We start from the raw sequence: 18,300 nt of genomic DNA on the forward strand, positions 1-18,300 counted from the left end.
ACCGTTGATAGGGCCTGTTAACACTAATCCAATTGATCCTAAGTTGAATCCTGCAGTAATTCACAAAATTTCGCTGCAGGGACAGGTCTGGAAAAGAAGTAGCCCTGATAATAGTCACATCCCAGATGCCGCAGTTTGGCCAGCTGCAATGCAGTCTCAACCCCCTCTGCCGTCACATGCATATTCAAATTGCGCGCCATCGCGTGAATGGTCGATACAATCTCCTCACTCTCCTCCTCGTTCTGCATTTTATTGATGAAGCTGCGATCGATCTTCAACTTGTCAATGGGAAAGCGGGTCAAATAGGCCAGGGATGAATAGCCGGTACCGAAATCATCGATTGCCATCGTCACTCCCATTTCACTGAGCTGTCCGATTTTCTTAATCGATTGTTCCGTATCATGCATCAACACGGTCTCGGTGAGTTCAAGTTCCAGCCTCTCACCCGAAATGTTGAATTTACTCAGATTGTCAGCGATTTCTCTGATCAATCCAACATTGCGGAACTGATGGGGCGAGAGGTTCACTGCCACCTTGAAGGGGAGCGTATCCGGCACTAGCCAGGATAGAAGGTCTTCACAAACCTGGCGCAGTATGACTGACGCAATCTGATCGATCTGTCCCGATTCCTCCGCAATCGGAATAAATTTTACGGGCATGATTAGTTCACCACCGTTCCTGTTCCACCTGGCCAATGCCTCCGCACCCACTATTTTTCCATCACTGACACGGACAATGGGTTGATAATAGGGAATGATCTCATTGGATTGCAGCGCGTTGTGCAATTCGGATTCCATGCGCAACCGCAGCCTGGCTTTCTGAGTCAGTTTGGGCGTATAGAACTTAAAGCTGTTTCGTCCGGACTCCTTTGCCAGATACATCGCGGCATCGGCATTCTTGATCAGGTCTGTGGCTGTCTTACCATTTTGCGGATAGATACTGATGCCGACGCTGCCACCCACGGAGAAATCGTGACCCTCAATGTGAACAGGCTCCTTAATCTCGTCCAAAACCGACTGCGCAATATCGGCAATTACCGCCTCCGTCACTACATCCTCGATGAGAATGACAAACTCATCGCCACCGATGCGTGCAATGGTATCCCCTCCGCGCAGCCTCTTTGTAAAACGTTCCGCGAGCAGTCGCAGCAACTTATCCCCGGCAGGATGCCCGAGGCTGTCATTCACGACCTTGAAATTATCCAGATCGAGAAATAGCAGCGCGACCTCACTGCCATTGCGACGCGCCCGTTGCAACGCATGATCTATCCTGGAAAAGAGCAGGATCCGGTTCGGCAGTCCCGTCAGCGGGTCATAGTGCGCCAAGTGTTCGAGTTGCTGCTCCGATTGCTTCAAGGCGGAGATATCCGAGAACACCGCAACATAGTGTGTCGTCACACCGTCGTCATCCTGGATGGCACTGATATTCAGCCACTCCGGATAGACCTCTCCGCTCTTGCGGCGATTCCAGATCTCTCCCTGCCAGTTTCCCGAAGTAGTCAGCTGGTCCCACATCTTGCGATAAAAACTTTCATCATGCCTGCCGGACTTCAGCACACTCGGATTGTGCCCCAGTACCTCGTTTTCCTGATAGCCGGTTATTTCACAGAAGGCGCGATTGACTGCGATTATATGAGGACCGGTGTCGGTTATCGTCACAGCCTCCTGGGTGCTTTCGAACACGGCGGCGGCCTGTTTCAGTTTTTCATCAATGCGTTTTTTCTCTATCAGTCTCCATAGATCGCTTACCAGCATGGTAACTTGCTGCACATCAAGATCGCTGTAAGGCTCTATCTTGTTGCCGACGCCGATCACCAATCTCACTTTGTCGTCATCGATGACCGGTACGGAGAGATGGCGCAGCAGATGAATATGCCCCTCAGGATAACCCTTACGGTTGTCCATAGCTTGATAATCATTGTGAATTTGCGGCTTACGCTTACGTACGCAATCCGCCCAGACGCCGGCCTTACTCAATGGGTAGTGAGAATCAAACGCGGCGTTGCAATGCAACAGTGTCTGTTTCGACCAGGTCACCAGTTCAATCGTCTCCTGGTCATCATTGACGAAATGGAGATAGCCCATACTGCTTTGCGTCAGCTGGGACGCCTGCTCCAAAGCAGTCTGGATAATCTCTTTTTCACTCACGCTCGGCGCCCGTTTGGTAAGTTCGAGCGAGGCCTCGAGTCGTCGCTGAATCAAGGCACTGGCGGCTTCCGCCTGCTTGCGGCGATTGATATCGATATGCACGCCGAGAATGCGGACAACAGTATTCTCGCTATCCGTCACGGCAGAGCCTCTTGCCATCATCCATATATAGGCGCCATTCTTGTGCCTTAGCCGGAACTCCTCCCTCCAGATGGGTTCAGGTGAAGCCAGATATTGTTCAAGATGCTCCATAACCCGCGACTGATCGTCGGGATGCAGTCGATCCTTCCAGGTGTCTAACTGGTTCTCCAATTCATGATCCTGGTATCCCAGCTGCATTTTCCAGCGGGGGGACAGATAGAGTCTGTTGTGCTCAAGATCCCAATCCCAAACCCCATCCAGGCTCGATTCCGTCAAGAGCCTGTAACGCTCCTCGCTGGCCTTCAGGGCAGATTCGGCTTCAACCTCATTGGTCACATCTTCATAAACCGCGGTGACATAGCCACAGGGCAGTCTGTAGACATGATTCAAGCGCCAGCCACGAATGCGCTCGTCGTGATACTCGGTGGGACCGAAGGACTCACTGACGCCACTCTTCATGACCCGCCGCATGACATCCAGTAGGCCGAACTCCTCCACCCCCGGAAACACCTCAGTCAAACAACGACCGAGGAGCTCTTCGCGTTTCACCCTATCCGTTTTTTCTACCGCGGGATTGATGTCAACAAAGATGAAGTCCCTGCCATCCTCGATGGGTTGGTAGACCGCCACACCGAAATCGAGCTGTTGAAACAACTCATGGGGATACTCATCGCACTGATAATGCCGTAGCTCATGAGACTGATCGGCATGCTTGTTTCGAGTCACATTGCTGGTCCTGGCAAGGATTTTATTTCTTATGGTGTAAGAACAGCTGATCTTCCCGCCCTATTTGATAACTATGAGAGCCTGCTCTTTGCACACGCCTGCTCGATGACATCGGCATGATATATCAACAGTGTAAACCATAACTGCAGCATTATTAGGTTAGGACCTGTTAACAGTAATGCCAGGTACCCCTTTGGAATGTGCTGTAATTGAACACACAGCTGAAGTTATACTTGCCCTTACGATTGCCTGAACAACTGTTTTGGCGACAGATAGTATGGGGGAATTCAACATGCATGGTTGTACATTTCGCTCTCTTGGTCTGGTCTTGATCGCTGCGGCAATCGGCGGATGCGAGAAGCCCCCACCACCCGATATCAAGAACGTGATACGCCCGGTAAAGAGTTTTGTCGTTGAGCAGGCAGGCTCTTCCGATGTGCGATCATTTCCGGCACGGATCGATGCCGGTAGAAAGGCGGAACTGGCTTTCAGGGTTGCCGGCAAGGTCACACAACTCTCAGTTAAAGAGGGTGACCGTGTGGAAGCGGGCCAGTTGATCGCTTCCCTCGATATCACCGACTACAGGATCGTCTACAACAACCGCAAGGCGAATTTCGATAAGGCGAAAAAAGACTACGCCCGCGCCAAGGAGCTGGTTACAAAGGGGCACATTTCAAAGATGGACTATGACCGCCTCGAAGCCGATTTCAAAAGTGCGCAATCGGCTTTGGAATCGGCCCAGCAGGAGCTCAATTACACCAAACTGACCGCCCCATTCAACGGAGTTATCGCCAGGCGCCATATCGAAAACTTTGAAGAGGTGCAGGCCAAGCAGGTGGTGCTGGACCTGCAGGATATCACACTACTCGAAGTGAAATTCGATGTCCCGGAAAGTCAGCTTCGCGAACTGCAACCGGACAGGGAGTCACCGCAGGCGAAGCGTAATCAGATCCCTGTCAGTGTCAGCTTTCCCGATCTGCCGGGCAAAAGCTATCCCCTCACCTTTCGTGAAGTCAGCACCAAGGCCGACGCCAAAACCCAGACCTTCCAGGTGACCTATACCATGGCGCGGGCCGACGACGTCACCATACTGCCAGGCATGACCGCCAACGCGACTGTCGACCTGAGCGGATTCCTCAACAAGAGCCAACGGCATCTGGTACCGGCCACTGCGATAGCGGGCGATAGCAACCTCGACCCCAAGGCCTGGGTCATCGACGAGCAGAACATGACCGTCAAATCCCGCAAGGTGACGATCGGCCGCCTGTTGGGAAGCCGCATTGAGGTCCTCGAGGGCCTCAAGGCGGGTGAACGAATCGTCAGTGCCGGCACCCCCTTTCTGCTTGAGGATATGAAAGTCAGGCTCCTGCCCGACCGGGAGCAGGCGGAACCCCGTACACGGCGCCAGAACAGTCAGTGATAACTGATCAGGGCACAAGAACAATAAGGGACATGGGATGAATATCGGCGAATACTCCGTTCGTACACCTGTTATTTCATGGCTGTTGGTCATCATCATGCTTGGCGGTGGGCTGTGGGCATTCGAGCGAATCGGCAAACTGGAAGACCCAGCCTTCACCATCAAGATGGCGAAGATCATCACTTACTATCCCGGGGCTTCTGCCAAACAGGTTCAGGATGAAGTGACCTACCATGTTGAGGATGCCATTCAGCGCATGGAACAGGTCAAGCAGATAAAGATGTCGATCTCCAGGCCTGGGGTTTCCGATATTCAGATTGAATTCAAGGACAAGTACCGAGCAGAGGATTTCCCCAACATATTTGACGAATTGCGGCGCAAGGTCGCAGACATGAAGGGCCGACTGCCGCCAGGGGCCCAGAACCCAATCGTCATCGACGATTTTGGCGATGTCTTCGGTGTCTACCTGGCACTGACGGGAGAAGGCTACAGCTGGCGTGACCTGTGGGATTTTGCTGATGCCTTCAAGCGCCAGCTGGTACTGGTACCCGGCATCCGTAAAATCAGCATCGGCGGTGCACAAAAAGAAGTTGTCTACGTGGACGTCTCGCGTGCACAAATGGGTGAACTGGGGATTTCACCGAGCCAGATATCGCAGATCCTCGAATCACAAAATGTGGTCGTCACCGCAGGCAATGCCAGTGTCGGTAACGAGTATCTGCGTATCGAACCAACCGGTGAATTCGATTCGGTGAAGGCGATCGGGGATGTAATGATCGGATCCGAGGACAAGAAGCTGGTCTATCTCAAGGATATTGCCGAAATAACCCGGGCCTACGAAGAGATCCCCAGCCAGATGTACTACGTCAACGGCAAGCCGGCATTGACCCTGGGCATCTCCATGCAGGCGGGCGAGAATGTGGTTGCGGTGGGAGAGAGACTGCGCCAACGCGTGATGGAACTCATACCCACCATGCCTATCGGAATACAGCTGGTCGAGATCTACAACCAACCCGCTGAGGTGGATAAGTCGGTGGGCGGCTTTCTTGTCAGTGTCGGCCAGGCAGTTGCCATCGTGATCCTTGTACTGCTGCTGTTTATGGGATTGCGCGTGGGCCTGATCATCGGCTCTGTGCTGCTGATTACAGTGGCCGGCACACTCTTCATCATGTATCTGGATGGGATAGAACTGCAGCGCATCTCACTGGGCGCGCTGGTGATAGCCCTTGGCATGCTGGTGGACAACGCCATCGTGGTGGCCGAGGGGATGCTGGTCCGTATCCAGGCCGGCATGCAGGCGACGGATGCGGCGCGGGAGACCGTCGGTAAGACCATCTGGGCCCTGCTCGGAGGAACCATCATCGGCATCCTTGCCTTCTCAGCCATCGGCCTGTCGCCGGACAGTACGGGTGAGTTCGCGAATTCCCTGTTCTGGGTGATACTCTACTCACTGCTGCTCTCCTGGGTTACCGCCATCACCACCACGCCCCTGCTCTGCGCACTCCTGCTTAAACCGGGACAACCCGGCGGCGAGCATGCAACAGATCCCTACAGCGGCCCGATCTTCACAATCTTCAGGGGGATTGTAGACCGGGCCATCCGTTTGCGTTGGATCACTGTCGGCATGGTGATTGCACTCTTTTTCCTCGCTGTATTCGGTTTCGGCAGCGTCAAGCAGGCCTTTTTTCCAGAATCCAACACCCCGCTCTTTTTTGTAGATATCTGGGAAATCGAAGGGACGGATATCAGAAAGACCAGGGAGGACACGCTCCGTGTGGAAGCGTTCATCCGTGAGCAGGAAGGGGTGGTACAGACAACCGCGGCAATCGGTGGCCCCCATCAACGCTACACCCTGGTCTATGATCCACGGGAGATATCGCCGGCCTACGCCCAGATAATCGTCAAAACAGATACCCTGGAGCAGATTCCTGAAATCTGGAAAAAAGTCGAACGCTATATGCGGGAACAGCTCCCCTGGACCGATCCGATCATCAAATCGATGCGTATCGGACCCGGCAGGGACAGCAAGATCGAAGTGCGCTTCCATGGCCCAGATCCGGCAGTATTGCGTGGACTGTCACAGCAGGCTCAGGGCATCATGCACGACGACCCCAGATCGAAGGATGTACGGGATGACTGGCGGCAGCCGGTCAAGCTGATACGCCCGATCTTCAACGAACAGGTGGGCAGGCAGTTAGGCATAACCCGGGAACACCTGGCCACTGCCCTGCAGTATGCCTATGACGGCACCCCCGTCGGTCGCTACCGCGACGGCATACGCATCCTGCCCATATTGATGCGCGCGCCGGAAGCGGAACGTGAGGATCCCGGCAACCTGCAGGACATCACCATCTGGAGCCCGGCCCTGAACCAGTCGGTTGCCGCCGCTCAGGTGGTCAGCGGTTACGAAACCCTTTTCGAAAACACGATCCTACGCTCCCGTGACCGCATCCAGACCATCACCGCCTCATGCAATTCGATAGAGGAGTTGGCCACACCCCTGTTCAATCAATTGAAACCGCAGATCGAGGCAATGCAACTGCCGCCGGGCTACAGCCTGTCATGGGGTGGTGAATACGAGGATTCGAGCAAGGCCCAGGGTGGGCTGATGCGTGCACTGCCGATAGGATTTCTGCTGATGATACTGGTCACCATCCTGTTGTTCGGCAAGGTGCGGCAACCCCTGTTGATCTGGCTTACGGTGCCCTTGGCGGTGGTCGGCATTACCGCCGGGCTGCTGTTGTTCAATGGCGCCTTCGACTTCATGTCCCTGCTTGGGGCGCTCTCATTGATCGGCCTGCTGATCAAGAACGCCATTGTCCTGATCGACGAAATCGATCAGCAGAACTCACAGGGGAAAGCACACTACAGTGCGATTCTCGATTCAACCGTCAGCCGCCTGCGGCCGGTCGTGCTTGCCGCTGCCACCACCATACTGGGACTGATTCCCCTGTTACAGGATGTCTTCTTCGTCAACATGTCGCTGACCATCATGGTGGGACTGGGATTCGCCACTCTGCTGACACTGCTGTTCGTGCCAACCCTGTATGCGATTCTTTTCGGTATCAAGCCATCGTCGGGATAAGGCGGGTTGGCTATAGCTCACAAGCGGTGCATAAATCGATGTGGACGCGGCAAGTAGTGGTTTTCATGATTCAGTGAGAGCAGTACATGGCGTGTTCTGCCGACAATCTCTTGTCTCGGCACAAACCCGATCACCCTCGAATCCGCACTGTTGTCCCGGTTGTCGCCCAACACCAGATAGTGACCGTCAGGCACCTTGACAGGTGGAAAACCGGACAGCCCGCTCGCTTGATCCAGCCACCTTACCCAGTGCTCAACACCATCAAGATTCTCGATTCTGTCCTGCCAGGGCGCAGCTGTTTCAGCATCACTGTAACCAATCTGCTGACCATTGATCCAGAGACGGTTGTCATGCATGGCAATCCAATCACCGGGCAAGCCTATTACACGTTTGACCATACGCTTATCGGCAGCCTCCGAATCGAAAATGACGATCTCCCCTCTCGCAGGATCAGTGTGTTTGAGCAATGAAATATGGGTAAAAGGCAGACGCAGATCGTAGGCCATTTTGTTGACCAGGATACGGTCCCCCTCGAGTATGGTAGGTTTCATGGATCCGCTCGGGACCACATTCCAATCTGCAATAACGCTTCTAAACGCCAGCAGCAAAACAACAAAGATAATGAAAGACCTGTTCCCTTTCCAGAGAGAGACGAGACGTTGCCTCATGAATAACTCCTTTTGACTATCCCACTTCTACGACCGCAACGCATTGCCTTGAGTTCATACCGGCCTTATCGCAACCCGCGCTTCCCCTACAATGCCAGGGTTAATAAGTTGTGCAATATTCACAATAATATTATTCATAATCTCATATAAAATATAGTTATCGCTTATGGAAAATCGGCTGCATGAAAAGAGCCCGAAGATAAGCACAGGAAGGTGTACCGGGGAGAACGGCCATCGCTAACATCTTCATCTCTTACCGGCGCGAAGACAGTGCGGATGTTACCGGCAGGATACACGACCGCCTTGTCGAGCATTTTGGAGAATCGGCAGTCTTTATGGATGTCGACGATATCCCCCTGGGCGTCGATTTCACCCGGTACATTGACGAAAAGGTCGGCCAGTGCGAAGTCTTGCTGGCCGTCATCGGACGCGATTGGCTCAATGCCACCGATGAAGAAGGCGACAGACGCCTAGAGCAATCCGGTGATTATGTTCGAATTGAACTCGAGTCCGCACTGAAACGGAAAATACCCGTCGTTCCCCTGCTTGTTCGGCGTGCCTCGATGCCAGAGGCGGATGAGTTACCCGAGAGCATCCGCGATTTCGCCAAAAGAAACGGCATGCAGGTCAGGGCCGATCCGGATTTTCGTACCGACTGCGATCGTTTGATCGAGGGCCTGGAAAGGGACAGAACAGGAAAAAGGCCAATCATCTCAACTCGCAATAAGAGAGTAGCGAAAAAACCGAGAGGCAAGCACAAGGCACTCATAATCGGCGTTCTTGGGATTGCAGTCGTCAGCACACTCATCGGTCTCTTCACATGGTACGCAAGCCGCCCGGGCCCGGCGCCAAATATTGTTGAATTTCAAGCCGACCCAAACAGGGTCGAACAGGGATCGACTACAACATTGAGGTGGATGACGAAGAATACCAAGAGGGTGAGTATTCAGCCCAATATTGGCACTGTTGCCGTCTCCGGTTCCAAGGTTATCAGGCCGAGGGAAAACACAACATACACCCTGGTCGCAACAGGCTTGGATAATAGGCATGCAAAGCAAAGGCTTTCCATTCAAGTCAATTCTCAACCTGTGGCCACTATTCCGCTATCGAGACTCTCAGTAGCGGAAAACACAATCGAGTTGGGAAAGTCCACAACCCTCAGCTGGCGAACCAGAGACGCAACTGATATTGAAATCAAGCCAGGTATCGGTTCTGTTGAAGCAAACGGATCCATCGAAATTTCGCCCAGGCGTAATACAACCTACACCCTCACAGCAAAAAGTCCCGCGGGAACAGCTACATCAAATATCCTGGTCAGGGTCGAAAGAACAGTACCCCGCACCATCATCACTCGGCCAGCGATAAGATAGCGTCGGTAGCCGGGTGATAGCAGGTTGTATGAACAAACTGCAAATCCCCGCGAACGGTTTTAGTCCGCAAATGAACGCCAATTAACGCAAATATGACGTTTTAAACAGCCTGTACAGGAACCATGGACAGCATCCGCAGCCTGTAAAGCCTGTCAAATAAAAAGCCGTTGGATAAGGGTCTTGTTGTGCCCAGCTGTAGCACACACAATCAAGGAAGCACTGAATTCATCAAAAAATAACTTATGTGGATTCTCCGAAGAATTTGTTGGTAGATTTCACTGATCCTGTCATTCCGGCGCAGGCCGGAATCCAGATGCTCCGGTCGATTGTCGAGCGTCTCTCTTTCAGCAAAGAATACTGCTCGTCAAATCAGCTCCGGATTCAAATCCCGCCAACGTGGGTTCAGCGCTTCAATCATCTCTAACTTCCACGCCCGCTTCCGATGCTTGATGGCTTTTCCCCGCACAATAGCGGATGCCATCGTCTCATGCATCTCATACCACCTCCCCGGCATTCTCCCTGGATTCCGGACCGCGCCGGAATGACGTGATCATAGGATATTAGCTTGTCTGTTACTTAGGCAGCGTCATGTAATCAGAACTGACTGATAAAAAAATTACTGCTGATTCCAATATTATGCCAGTCTTTCAGAATGTTAGTGACATTTATCATTTAAAGCCACCCACAAGTTTTTCTGAAGATCCTCTTATATTTGCGTTCATTTGCGGACTCTTCTTCTCTCCAAGAACTATATTTGTAAGTAGGAAAGGAGGAGATCGGCATGTCTATCATACGACTTGTCAGTGGGGCTACGTTAATTACCCTTGCCAGCTTCTGGGCATGGTCCATGGGCGCTGCCGACACTTACAGTGCGGCCAGGGAGCAGATGATAAGGCTGATCGAGCAGGATGTGCGGGAAACCAGTATCTATCTGGAAAAATCAGCGCTTGATGAGCGGATCCTGAAATCGCTGGGCGAGGTGCCGCGCCACCAGTTCGTACCTGCCGACGTCCGCAGCCGTGCCTACGATAACCGTCCGCTCCCCATCGGTTACGGCCAGACGATCTCTCAACCCTATATCGTGGCTATCATGACCGACCTGATTGCTCCCAGGGCAGAACATAAGGCGCTCGAAATCGGTACCGGCTCCGGTTACCAGGCTGCAGTGCTTTCTCGCCTGGTCGAAAAGGTCTACACCATGGAGATCGTGGAGCCCCTGGGTAAACAGGCAACAGAGCGGCTGAAGCGCCTCGGCTTTGACAACATAGAGGTCTCCATCGCCGACGGTTACTATGGGTGGAAAGAGCATGCCCCTTTCGACATCATCATCGTCACCGCTGCCGCCAGCCACATTCCCCCTCCTCTGATCGAGCAGTTGAAGCCGGGGGGCAAGATGATCATTCCGGTAGGCAGCCGTTTCATGACCCAGCAGCTGTTGCTGGTGGATAAAAACGCGGAAAAAGAGATTACGGTACGTCAGATTTTACCCGTTAGGTTTGTTCCGCTTACGGGAGAGCATTAAATAATTTTGAATTATATATGTGCGCTGCGCGCGCATCTTGTTTTAGATAAAAAAGCGGGCGAAGCCCGCACATTAATTCAACATTCAAAATTGCTATGATTCGTCCACCCTACCTATCGATCGCCATTCTCTCAGCATCGGCGCTGGGATATGAGATTCTGCTGATGCGGCTCTTCTCGATCATTCAATGGCACCACTTCGCCTACATGATCATCGCACTGGCACTGCTGGGTTACGGCATCAGCGGCAGCCTGCTCTCGACCATTCAACCCACAATCGCCCGCCACTACCGATGGTTCTTCCCGCTCTCCCTGCTGCTATTCGCCCTTAGCGCCCTGGGAGCATTCCTGATAGCACAGTCGCTCAGTTTCAACAGCGAGGAACTGTTCTGGGATTTTCGCCAGGCCCTCAACCTGGTGATCATCTGCCTGCTGCTTGCACTGCCGTTCATTTTCACCGCCAGTGCAATCTGCATGACCTTCATGGTCTACAGCGAGAGACAGGTCTCCGCCATCTATGCCATTGATCTGCTGGGGGCAGGCATAGGCGCATTGGGCATAGTGCTCATCATGTTCCTGCTGAAGCCGGAACAGATACTCGTCACAATCACCCTTGCCGGCCTGGCCGCCACAGCCATTGCGATATGGGAACTCAATCTCCCCTCCAAAGCCCGGCTCTCTCTTCCGCTCATACTCACCATGGTGCTGCTGCTTATTGCCGCACCCCGGATCACGCTCAACATCTCCCCCTACAAGGGCCTGATGCAGACACTGCAGATCAAAGGCACGCGCATTGTGGATCGATACTCCAGTCCCCTGGGCCACCTCACCCTTGTCGCAAGCGATGAGATGCCGCTGCGCCACGCACCGGGTCTGAGCCTGCTCAATCCGCGGGAACCGCCGCAACAGCTGGGACTCTTTACCGACGCGGACAACATGTCCGCCATCACCCGCTTCAGCGGCGACCTCGAATCCCTAGGCTACCTCGACCGAACAACCTCGGCTCTCCCCTACCATCTGCGGAAACCGGATGAATTGCTGGTGATCGGCAGTGGCACCGGCTCCGACCTGCTGCTGGCGCGCCACCACCAGGTGGAATCGGTGGATGCCCTGGAACTCAACCCGCAGCTGGTTGAGCTGCTAAGGCACGACTATCAAGGGTTCGCCGGTGAGATCTACGACAATCCCTACACCAGGCTGCATATCGCCGAGGCGCGGGATTTCCTCGGCCAAAGCGATAAAAAGTACGACCTGATCCAGCTCGCCTTGGTTGATGCGGCCAGTGCCTCGTCGTCAGGCCTCTATGCCCTGAACGAAAGTTATCTCTATACCCGGGAGGCGCTGGCCCTCTACCTTTCACACCTGGCCTCGGATGGCTATCTCGCCATCACCCGTTGGATCAAAATCCCTCCTAGGGACACCCTCAAACTCTTCCTCACCGCACATCAGGCGATGGAGTCCCTGGGGCTGGATGAACCGGATAAACGCCTGCTGCTGATTCGAAACTGGCAGACCGCAACGCTGCTGGTAAAGAACGGGGCCTTTACTTCAGAGGAACTGGACCGTGCTGGGGTCTTTTGTCAGGCCAGGCTCTTCGATCAAGCCTACAGCCATCGCCTCAGCGAGGATCAGGCGAATCGTTACAACCGCCTGCGCGAACCCTATTTCTATCGGGCAAGCAAACAGATCGTCTCGGGTGATAAGGATCAACTCCTGGCGAGTTATAAATTCGATCTCCAGCCCGCTTCAGACGACCGACCCTATTTCCACCACTTCTTCAAGTGGGAGAGCTTTTTCGAGGCATTGAAGCTAAGACACCAAGGTGGTATGCCGCTGATCGAGTGGGGCTACATCATCCTTATCCTTACCCTGGTGATCACCGCACTGCTGAGCGCCCTGCTGATACTGCTGCCCTTGAGCATCATCTCGCGCAGCAGAGGAACTGCGGACGATGGGATCAGCCGCTGGCGTGTCTTCTACTACTTTTTCGGCATCGGTTTGGCATTCCTCTTTATCGAGATCGCTTTCATTCAGAAATTCATACGTTTTCTGCACCATCCCATCTATGCCATCTCGATCTCCCTCGCAGGATTCCTGCTGTTTGCAGGCTTAGGCAGTTATGTCAGCGAACGCCTGGCGCAAAACCGTTCACACTATCGTATAGCAACCCTGTCGGTCCTGGTCATCGCATTCGTAAGCATCGGCTATCTGTTTCTGTTGGAGCCGTTGTTCGAACTGCTGGGTCATCTCACCATGGTGTACAAGTTCGTGATCTCCACACTGCTTATTGCACCTTTGGCGTTCTTCATGGGGATGCCTTTTCCGTTGGCCATCTCCTCACTGAAACAGCAATCCTCCAATCTCATCCCCTGGGCATGGGGTATCAACGGTTATGCCTCGGTGATCAGTGCAGGATCAGCGACGCTGATCGCCATTGATCTTGGGTTTACTGCGGTTATCCTTGTCGCAACCCTGCTCTATCTTTCGATATTGGTGGCTTTTCCAACTTTAGCCGATGAAACCAAAATCCATAATTGACTATCGACTACTTTCTCCCTGATATGAAATTACAAGTAATTCTATTTTTCTCTCTCATCCATCTTGTTAGTACTGCTGAAGCAGAGGACAGAGAAAAAACAGTATGTGGATCTATACAAGAACCCTTTCTTTTTTGGCTTTGGAGTTCCGCTGCACCGGGACCTGATAAAAACAGAGCATTGGTATCTCCACTGATTGAGCAAACACAATATACTACCTCTGATAACAAAATTCTTAGAGGATATAAATACAACTCACACTATAGAGAAAATAAAAGAATCCCACCGAAAGGATACGTTCTGATGGCACTGGGAAACGCCATGATCGCAGATCAGATTATCACGTCTCTGAAATATCTGGCATCAAATGGATACGACGTATACATATTCGACTATAGAGGTTATGGCAACTCAGAAGGAAAAAGAAGAATAAACGCAATCATAGAAGACTATAAAGAAATAATAACTTTTCTAAATTCCAAATACGACAAACGCCTCCTTTACGGCATCTCTCTCGGCGGTGCTGTCATTATGAACGCAATCGGTTCAGGTGCAGAGTATGACTCCGCAATCATTGATTCAAGTCCGAGCAAATTTTCAGGTTATGGCTGTCCTGAAACTATTGATCCAGTAAATAATCTTCCGCATGATGCCAGTAAGATCTTTGTAATAACCGGAAAAAAGGATCAAATACTGGATTCTGATATGACTTCACTATTGAGAATCGAAGCTCAACAACGAGGGGCCAGAGTATTGGATGGAGACGATTTTTCTCATCCTTATATGGATCGAGACCCGGTAGCACATTCAGCAAGAACGAAGTTAGTACTCGACTTTTTCACCAAAGCACCAGACAGATTCGAGTGAATGAATTATGCTTAGCTTCAACCTGCAATAAAGGAGAATGGACATGCCAGAGCAGAGTTGTGAAAACTGTAAAATAAGAAAGAAATATGACGATAATCCAAAATCCATAGCGGGCAGGCTTTGGCGTTGGCATATTAATTTTTGCCCGGGATGGAAAAAATACTACTTTTCGGTTTCAGATAAGGAAAGGGCTGAACTGGAGAGTAAGTACAATTTCACTAAATATAAGGAAGTTCACTAAGGCCTGTTAAAACCAATCCGGTGGGCTTGTTGGGCCTGAAGGGCTGGGGTACCGGTTTTACCGCATCCCTTCTCTTAGGTGTAATGGTTGATACCGTAAAAGGGATACCTATTGAATCACCTTAATTTACCCGAGCACATGACAATGGAAGCGAAGCGTCGTTATGAGTGATGAACTCTACGAAAGGTGGTTAAAGGAGTACCGGACCCGCAGGGAAGGTTTACGGCAAGCAGTGATGAAAGCTGGTCAGCAGATGCTTAAAATCGACGCGTCGACGGGGCTGGAAGGGAACTGGTGCACCGCAGAGGCACGTCGTTATGCCCAGACGCTCCGCGCGGAGTTCGAGCATCCGTTTTGCCTCGTCCTCTGGTCCCGACAGTTTGACGAGAAGTTTTTTCTGAAGATCACTGAAGACCAGGAAGTCGATCTGGAAAAAGCACTCGCGCTTCTCACCTGGAAGGCGGAGAATTTCATGCCCAGAATCGGCAGGTTGACCGCCCGGCTGGATCAGGCCGGATACTACACCATGCTGCTCTGGCCCGGGTGCCGCCCTGATCCACCGCCAGAACCTCTGTGTATCGAAGTGCCCGAACATGAGATGCCGCCCGATGGCGTGTCTCCGGCTCGGGAGATGAACATGTGGTTCTACGTCTTCACCGCCGTGATCGACCTTGCCCAGGCCATCATCGTCGAGACAAATTACAGTCAGGTGCTGTTCGAGGAGTTGAGTACCCTCCGCAAGCGCGGACTCGGTGGACGAATCCTGTTCTTTGACATCAACGACGAATTGTACCGCGACCAGGATGACCGCCGCTGGTCCCTGGTGTCCGTCGGGGAAGCTGTCGAACTCGCCGCTGCACAGCCGATACGTGAGAAAGATTAAATGAACAATATTACCGTATCCTCGAAAGTGTTATACTTGAACGATACTTGGAAAAATCCAGAAAAAGGCGTTTAGATGATTGTTATCCACTATTTACAGGCCAGCATTAAGGGTTAGTCGCGCATTCGAAACAGTTCCTGACACGAACTCCCACGCTCAGCTCCCCTCTCATTGCCCGGCCTGTATGCCGGGATTCATAAGAATCCCAATAGTTTCAGCATGCCAACATCGGCACGTGCTGTTTCGTCATGCATTATTTTGGGATAACAACAATGCAAATTCACAACCTTACTGAGTTGGGCTGGAGTCATCATTTTCAGTCTCAGCTCGATCTGGAATCACTTGAATCACAGCTTCCATTTCGTGTTGTTACCGTACAACGCAACCTCATAGAGTGTGTTGGTTTGGATCGCGAGAATCAACAAAAGAACCTCCAATTATCCACCTATTATTGGCGAGACGAACCGCCTGAAGGACACCCTGCAATTGGGGACTGGTTGCTGGTCGACCTGAACTTTCAACCGCTTCAGATACTTGAGCGTAAATCGCTTATCAAGCGTAGAAGCGCGGGAAGGGAGTCATCAGTTCAACTCATAGCATCAAATATAGATACCGTATTCATCGTCACCTCATGCAACGATGAATTCAGCATCAACAGGATAGAGCGCTATTTAGCAATCGCTGCCGAGTCCAATATCCACTGTGTAGTGGTGTTGACAAAAATCGATTTGTGTTCAGATACTGCACCCTATTTCGGGGCCATATCGCATGACCACCCGAACCTGCAAGTCGAGATGGTGAATGCCACAGACACCCCGAGTCTCAGTGTATTGAAAAAATGGATTGAGGCTGGACAGACAGTTGCATTGCTCGGTTCATCTGGCGTTGGCAAATCAACCATCATCAATAGTCTGAAAGGGAATCAAGACCAGACTACAGCTGCTGTTCGCGAAAGCGACAGTAAAGGACGTCATACCACGACATCCAGAAGTCTGCATTGCTTACCTGGAGGCGGGCTACTACTCGACAACCCGGGTATGAGGGAATTACAGATGATCGATACTGAAGAAGGCATTAAAACCGCTTTTTCAGATATCGATATTATGGCGAAAAAGTGCCGATTCAAGAATTGCCGCCATACGACAGAACCCGGTTGCGCCGTTGTCGAACAGATTAAAGCAGGCAGGCTTGAGCAACGTCGTCTCGATAACTACCATAAATTACTGTCAGAACAGACACGCAACAACGAGTCTCTTGCAGAACGGCGTTACAATGACAGGGCACTGGGTCGTTTTTATAAGAACGCGCTAAAAAGCTCTAGGAGATTTAAATCAAGAGAATGAGTGCTTAGCTAACAAATACCTGCACAGGAAATCTAAAAAAGCGCCGCTTCGGTGTAATTCCACCAGCACACGGGGTGACTTACACATAGTTAGTCTCCATCCAATGCTCCCGCGTGGGAATCAAGGAATCTATCTAACGCATCTGTTCGTACCTAAGGTAATCAGTGGTTCAGGGAGTGAATCGTCGTTAATAGTCTACTTGTCATGCATCCTCCACTGAACCAGCCGGGCCAGGCTGTAGTATCGATGGCGCGGAAATTGCGTAAACAGTTTCGTCAGCTATAGGCAGAAGTCGTTATCAGTCACTATAACAACAGGGCCGCATTAATGCATGTAATCTAAGCACGATGATCTCGGAATCAATCGCTTCCCTTGAGGATAAACGATGGATGGATGTCCCTGTTCTCCCCTCCACTCCATGAAGATATTTCAGAGTTTTGTTAATTGTTGCTAGATGCGCCCTTAAGGAACGGTCTGAATGAAAAATATAAATATATCAAACCCACTGCAGTCATTATGTAAACACGTATCATTGATGCACCATGATATTCAGCCTTAATCCAGTATCCATATGCGTATATAATAGATGCCACTATACCCATAACAGCAAGTATTAAATAAACTTTTGTTACACTCCTTGTATCATAGTGTTTAAAATCTATTAAACTTATCGCTATACCACTCACTATAAATAACATTCCCCCAATATTATGCATAAATGAAAGTGTATTTGAAAACCAAACAACACCGACTAGTATAATGATTGTATGAATAAAAAGCAGAATTCTGAACATAAGATCAAACGTATTTATGGACTGCATGGACATCCCTCTTTTTTTCTTAGCTTCATCATATGCACTATCACCAATACCAAATGTTGCCATTCCATATATGAAATTTTTTTGTCATTAGATCAATATCACATATTTCTTTGCAGGTATAGCTAGCACATCTCTTTGCGCAATTTGCATAACAGTCATCATGCTCTCTACACGCAGCTGGAGTAAGATCTGGAATCCACGTTGCAGCATCAGTACCTTCTGCGCCACAGAGCGGCCCAAAAGGACCTCTTTTAGAAAAAGGCAGATAAGGTATAAACCCTGAAGGATCGCTCCATAATAATGGATTCATCTTTGCATATGCATATATGTTCATTCCACCTAATAGTCCAATAGGATCTGACTGCAAGTACCTCCCCGTACCCGGATCATAATCCCTAAAGTAGTTGTAGATCGTAGTGAATTGGTGAGGGGTTCATGGGCTTGCAGACAAATCCGAGGTACGATGCTGTTAGACACCGGAAAAGCGCCCAGCGCGGCTCCCGTTAATAAGCGGCCTGTCCACAATTGTT

Annotated in this window: 14 protein-coding genes; 9 read left to right on the forward strand and 5 right to left on the reverse strand. The window is 51.2% G+C overall.

Features of this window, described 5'->3' with window-relative positions; genetic code table 11:
* Nucleotides 1-38: 38 nt before the first annotated feature.
* Nucleotides 39-3,014 (reverse strand): EAL domain-containing protein, encoded by a 2,976-nt coding sequence (locus tag AB8516_RS04880; RefSeq protein ID WP_369158620.1) that lies wholly within the window; start codon nucleotides 3,012-3,014, stop codon nucleotides 39-41.
* A 292-nt stretch (nucleotides 3,015-3,306) separates the two neighbouring features.
* Here AB8516_RS04880 and AB8516_RS04885 point away from each other — a divergent pair, with 292 nt between their 5' ends.
* Entirely contained in the window at nucleotides 3,307-4,434 is a 1,128-nt protein-coding gene (locus AB8516_RS04885; RefSeq protein ID WP_369158622.1) for an efflux RND transporter periplasmic adaptor subunit, read from the forward strand.
* Between the two features lie 37 nt (nucleotides 4,435-4,471).
* Nucleotides 4,472-7,519, forward strand: a complete 3,048-nt coding sequence (locus AB8516_RS04890) for an efflux RND transporter permease subunit (protein WP_369158624.1) — start codon at nucleotides 4,472-4,474, stop codon at nucleotides 7,517-7,519.
* 17 nt (nucleotides 7,520-7,536) lie between these two features.
* Here the strand turns inward: AB8516_RS04890 and lepB are convergent, their stop codons facing one another.
* Nucleotides 7,537-8,187: a signal peptidase I gene (lepB, locus tag AB8516_RS04895; RefSeq protein WP_369158626.1), complete on the reverse strand. Its 651-nt coding sequence runs from the start codon at nucleotides 8,185-8,187 to the stop codon at nucleotides 7,537-7,539.
* 248 nt (nucleotides 8,188-8,435) lie between these two features.
* Here lepB and AB8516_RS04900 point away from each other — a divergent pair, with 248 nt between their 5' ends.
* Nucleotides 8,436-9,557: a toll/interleukin-1 receptor domain-containing protein gene (locus AB8516_RS04900; RefSeq protein ID WP_369163227.1), complete on the forward strand. Its 1,122-nt coding sequence runs from the start codon at nucleotides 8,436-8,438 to the stop codon at nucleotides 9,555-9,557.
* Nucleotides 9,558-9,921: 364 nt separating this feature from the next.
* Here AB8516_RS04900 and AB8516_RS04905 read toward each other — a convergent pair whose 3' ends face one another.
* On the reverse strand, nucleotides 9,922-10,050 hold the full coding sequence (locus AB8516_RS04905) for a hypothetical protein (RefSeq protein ID WP_369158628.1): 129 nt from the start codon (nucleotides 10,048-10,050) through the stop codon (nucleotides 9,922-9,924).
* Nucleotides 10,051-10,404: 354 nt separating this feature from the next.
* Here AB8516_RS04905 and AB8516_RS04910 point away from each other — a divergent pair, with 354 nt between their 5' ends.
* The 6 genes from AB8516_RS04910 to rsgA all read left to right on the forward strand — a co-directional run bounded on the left by AB8516_RS04910 (nucleotide 10,405) and on the right by rsgA (nucleotide 16,949).
* A complete protein-coding gene (locus tag AB8516_RS04910) occupies nucleotides 10,405-11,079 on the forward strand; it encodes a protein-L-isoaspartate(D-aspartate) O-methyltransferase (RefSeq protein ID WP_369163228.1) in 675 nt (224 codons plus the stop codon).
* A 95-nt stretch (nucleotides 11,080-11,174) separates the two neighbouring features.
* The gene (locus tag AB8516_RS04915; RefSeq protein WP_369158630.1) at nucleotides 11,175-13,616 is read left to right on the forward strand and encodes a spermidine synthase; all 2,442 of its coding nucleotides are present in this window, start codon (nucleotides 11,175-11,177) and stop codon (nucleotides 13,614-13,616) included.
* Nucleotides 13,613-14,482, forward strand: a complete 870-nt coding sequence (locus tag AB8516_RS04920; protein WP_369158632.1) for an alpha/beta hydrolase — start codon at nucleotides 13,613-13,615, stop codon at nucleotides 14,480-14,482. Before AB8516_RS04915 ends, AB8516_RS04920 begins: the two co-directional genes overlap by 4 nt.
* Before the next feature lie 43 nt (nucleotides 14,483-14,525).
* A complete protein-coding gene (locus AB8516_RS04925) occupies nucleotides 14,526-14,723 on the forward strand; it encodes a hypothetical protein (protein WP_369158634.1) in 198 nt (65 codons plus the stop codon).
* Nucleotides 14,724-14,886: 163 nt separating this feature from the next.
* Nucleotides 14,887-15,606, forward strand: coding sequence for a hypothetical protein (locus tag AB8516_RS04930; protein WP_369158636.1), 720 nt, complete (start codon nucleotides 14,887-14,889; stop codon nucleotides 15,604-15,606).
* Nucleotides 15,607-15,854: 248 nt separating this feature from the next.
* Entirely contained in the window at nucleotides 15,855-16,949 is a 1,095-nt protein-coding gene (gene rsgA, locus AB8516_RS04935) for a ribosome small subunit-dependent GTPase A (protein ID WP_369158638.1), read from the forward strand.
* Between the two features lie 440 nt (nucleotides 16,950-17,389).
* Here the strand turns inward: rsgA and AB8516_RS04940 are convergent, their stop codons facing one another.
* The gene (locus tag AB8516_RS04940; RefSeq protein ID WP_369158640.1) at nucleotides 17,390-17,833 is read right to left on the reverse strand and encodes a hypothetical protein; all 444 of its coding nucleotides are present in this window, start codon (nucleotides 17,831-17,833) and stop codon (nucleotides 17,390-17,392) included.
* Nucleotides 17,811-18,182, reverse strand: a complete 372-nt coding sequence (locus AB8516_RS04945) for an RHS repeat domain-containing protein (protein WP_369163230.1) — start codon at nucleotides 18,180-18,182, stop codon at nucleotides 17,811-17,813. The genes AB8516_RS04940 and AB8516_RS04945 overlap by 23 nt, the downstream gene beginning before the upstream one ends.
* Nucleotides 18,183-18,300: the final 118 nt, after the last annotated feature.

Source organism: Candidatus Thiodiazotropha sp. LNASS1 (genome assembly GCF_964212655.1).
Taxonomy (GTDB): Bacteria; Pseudomonadota; Gammaproteobacteria; order Chromatiales; family Chromatiaceae; genus Thiodiazotropha.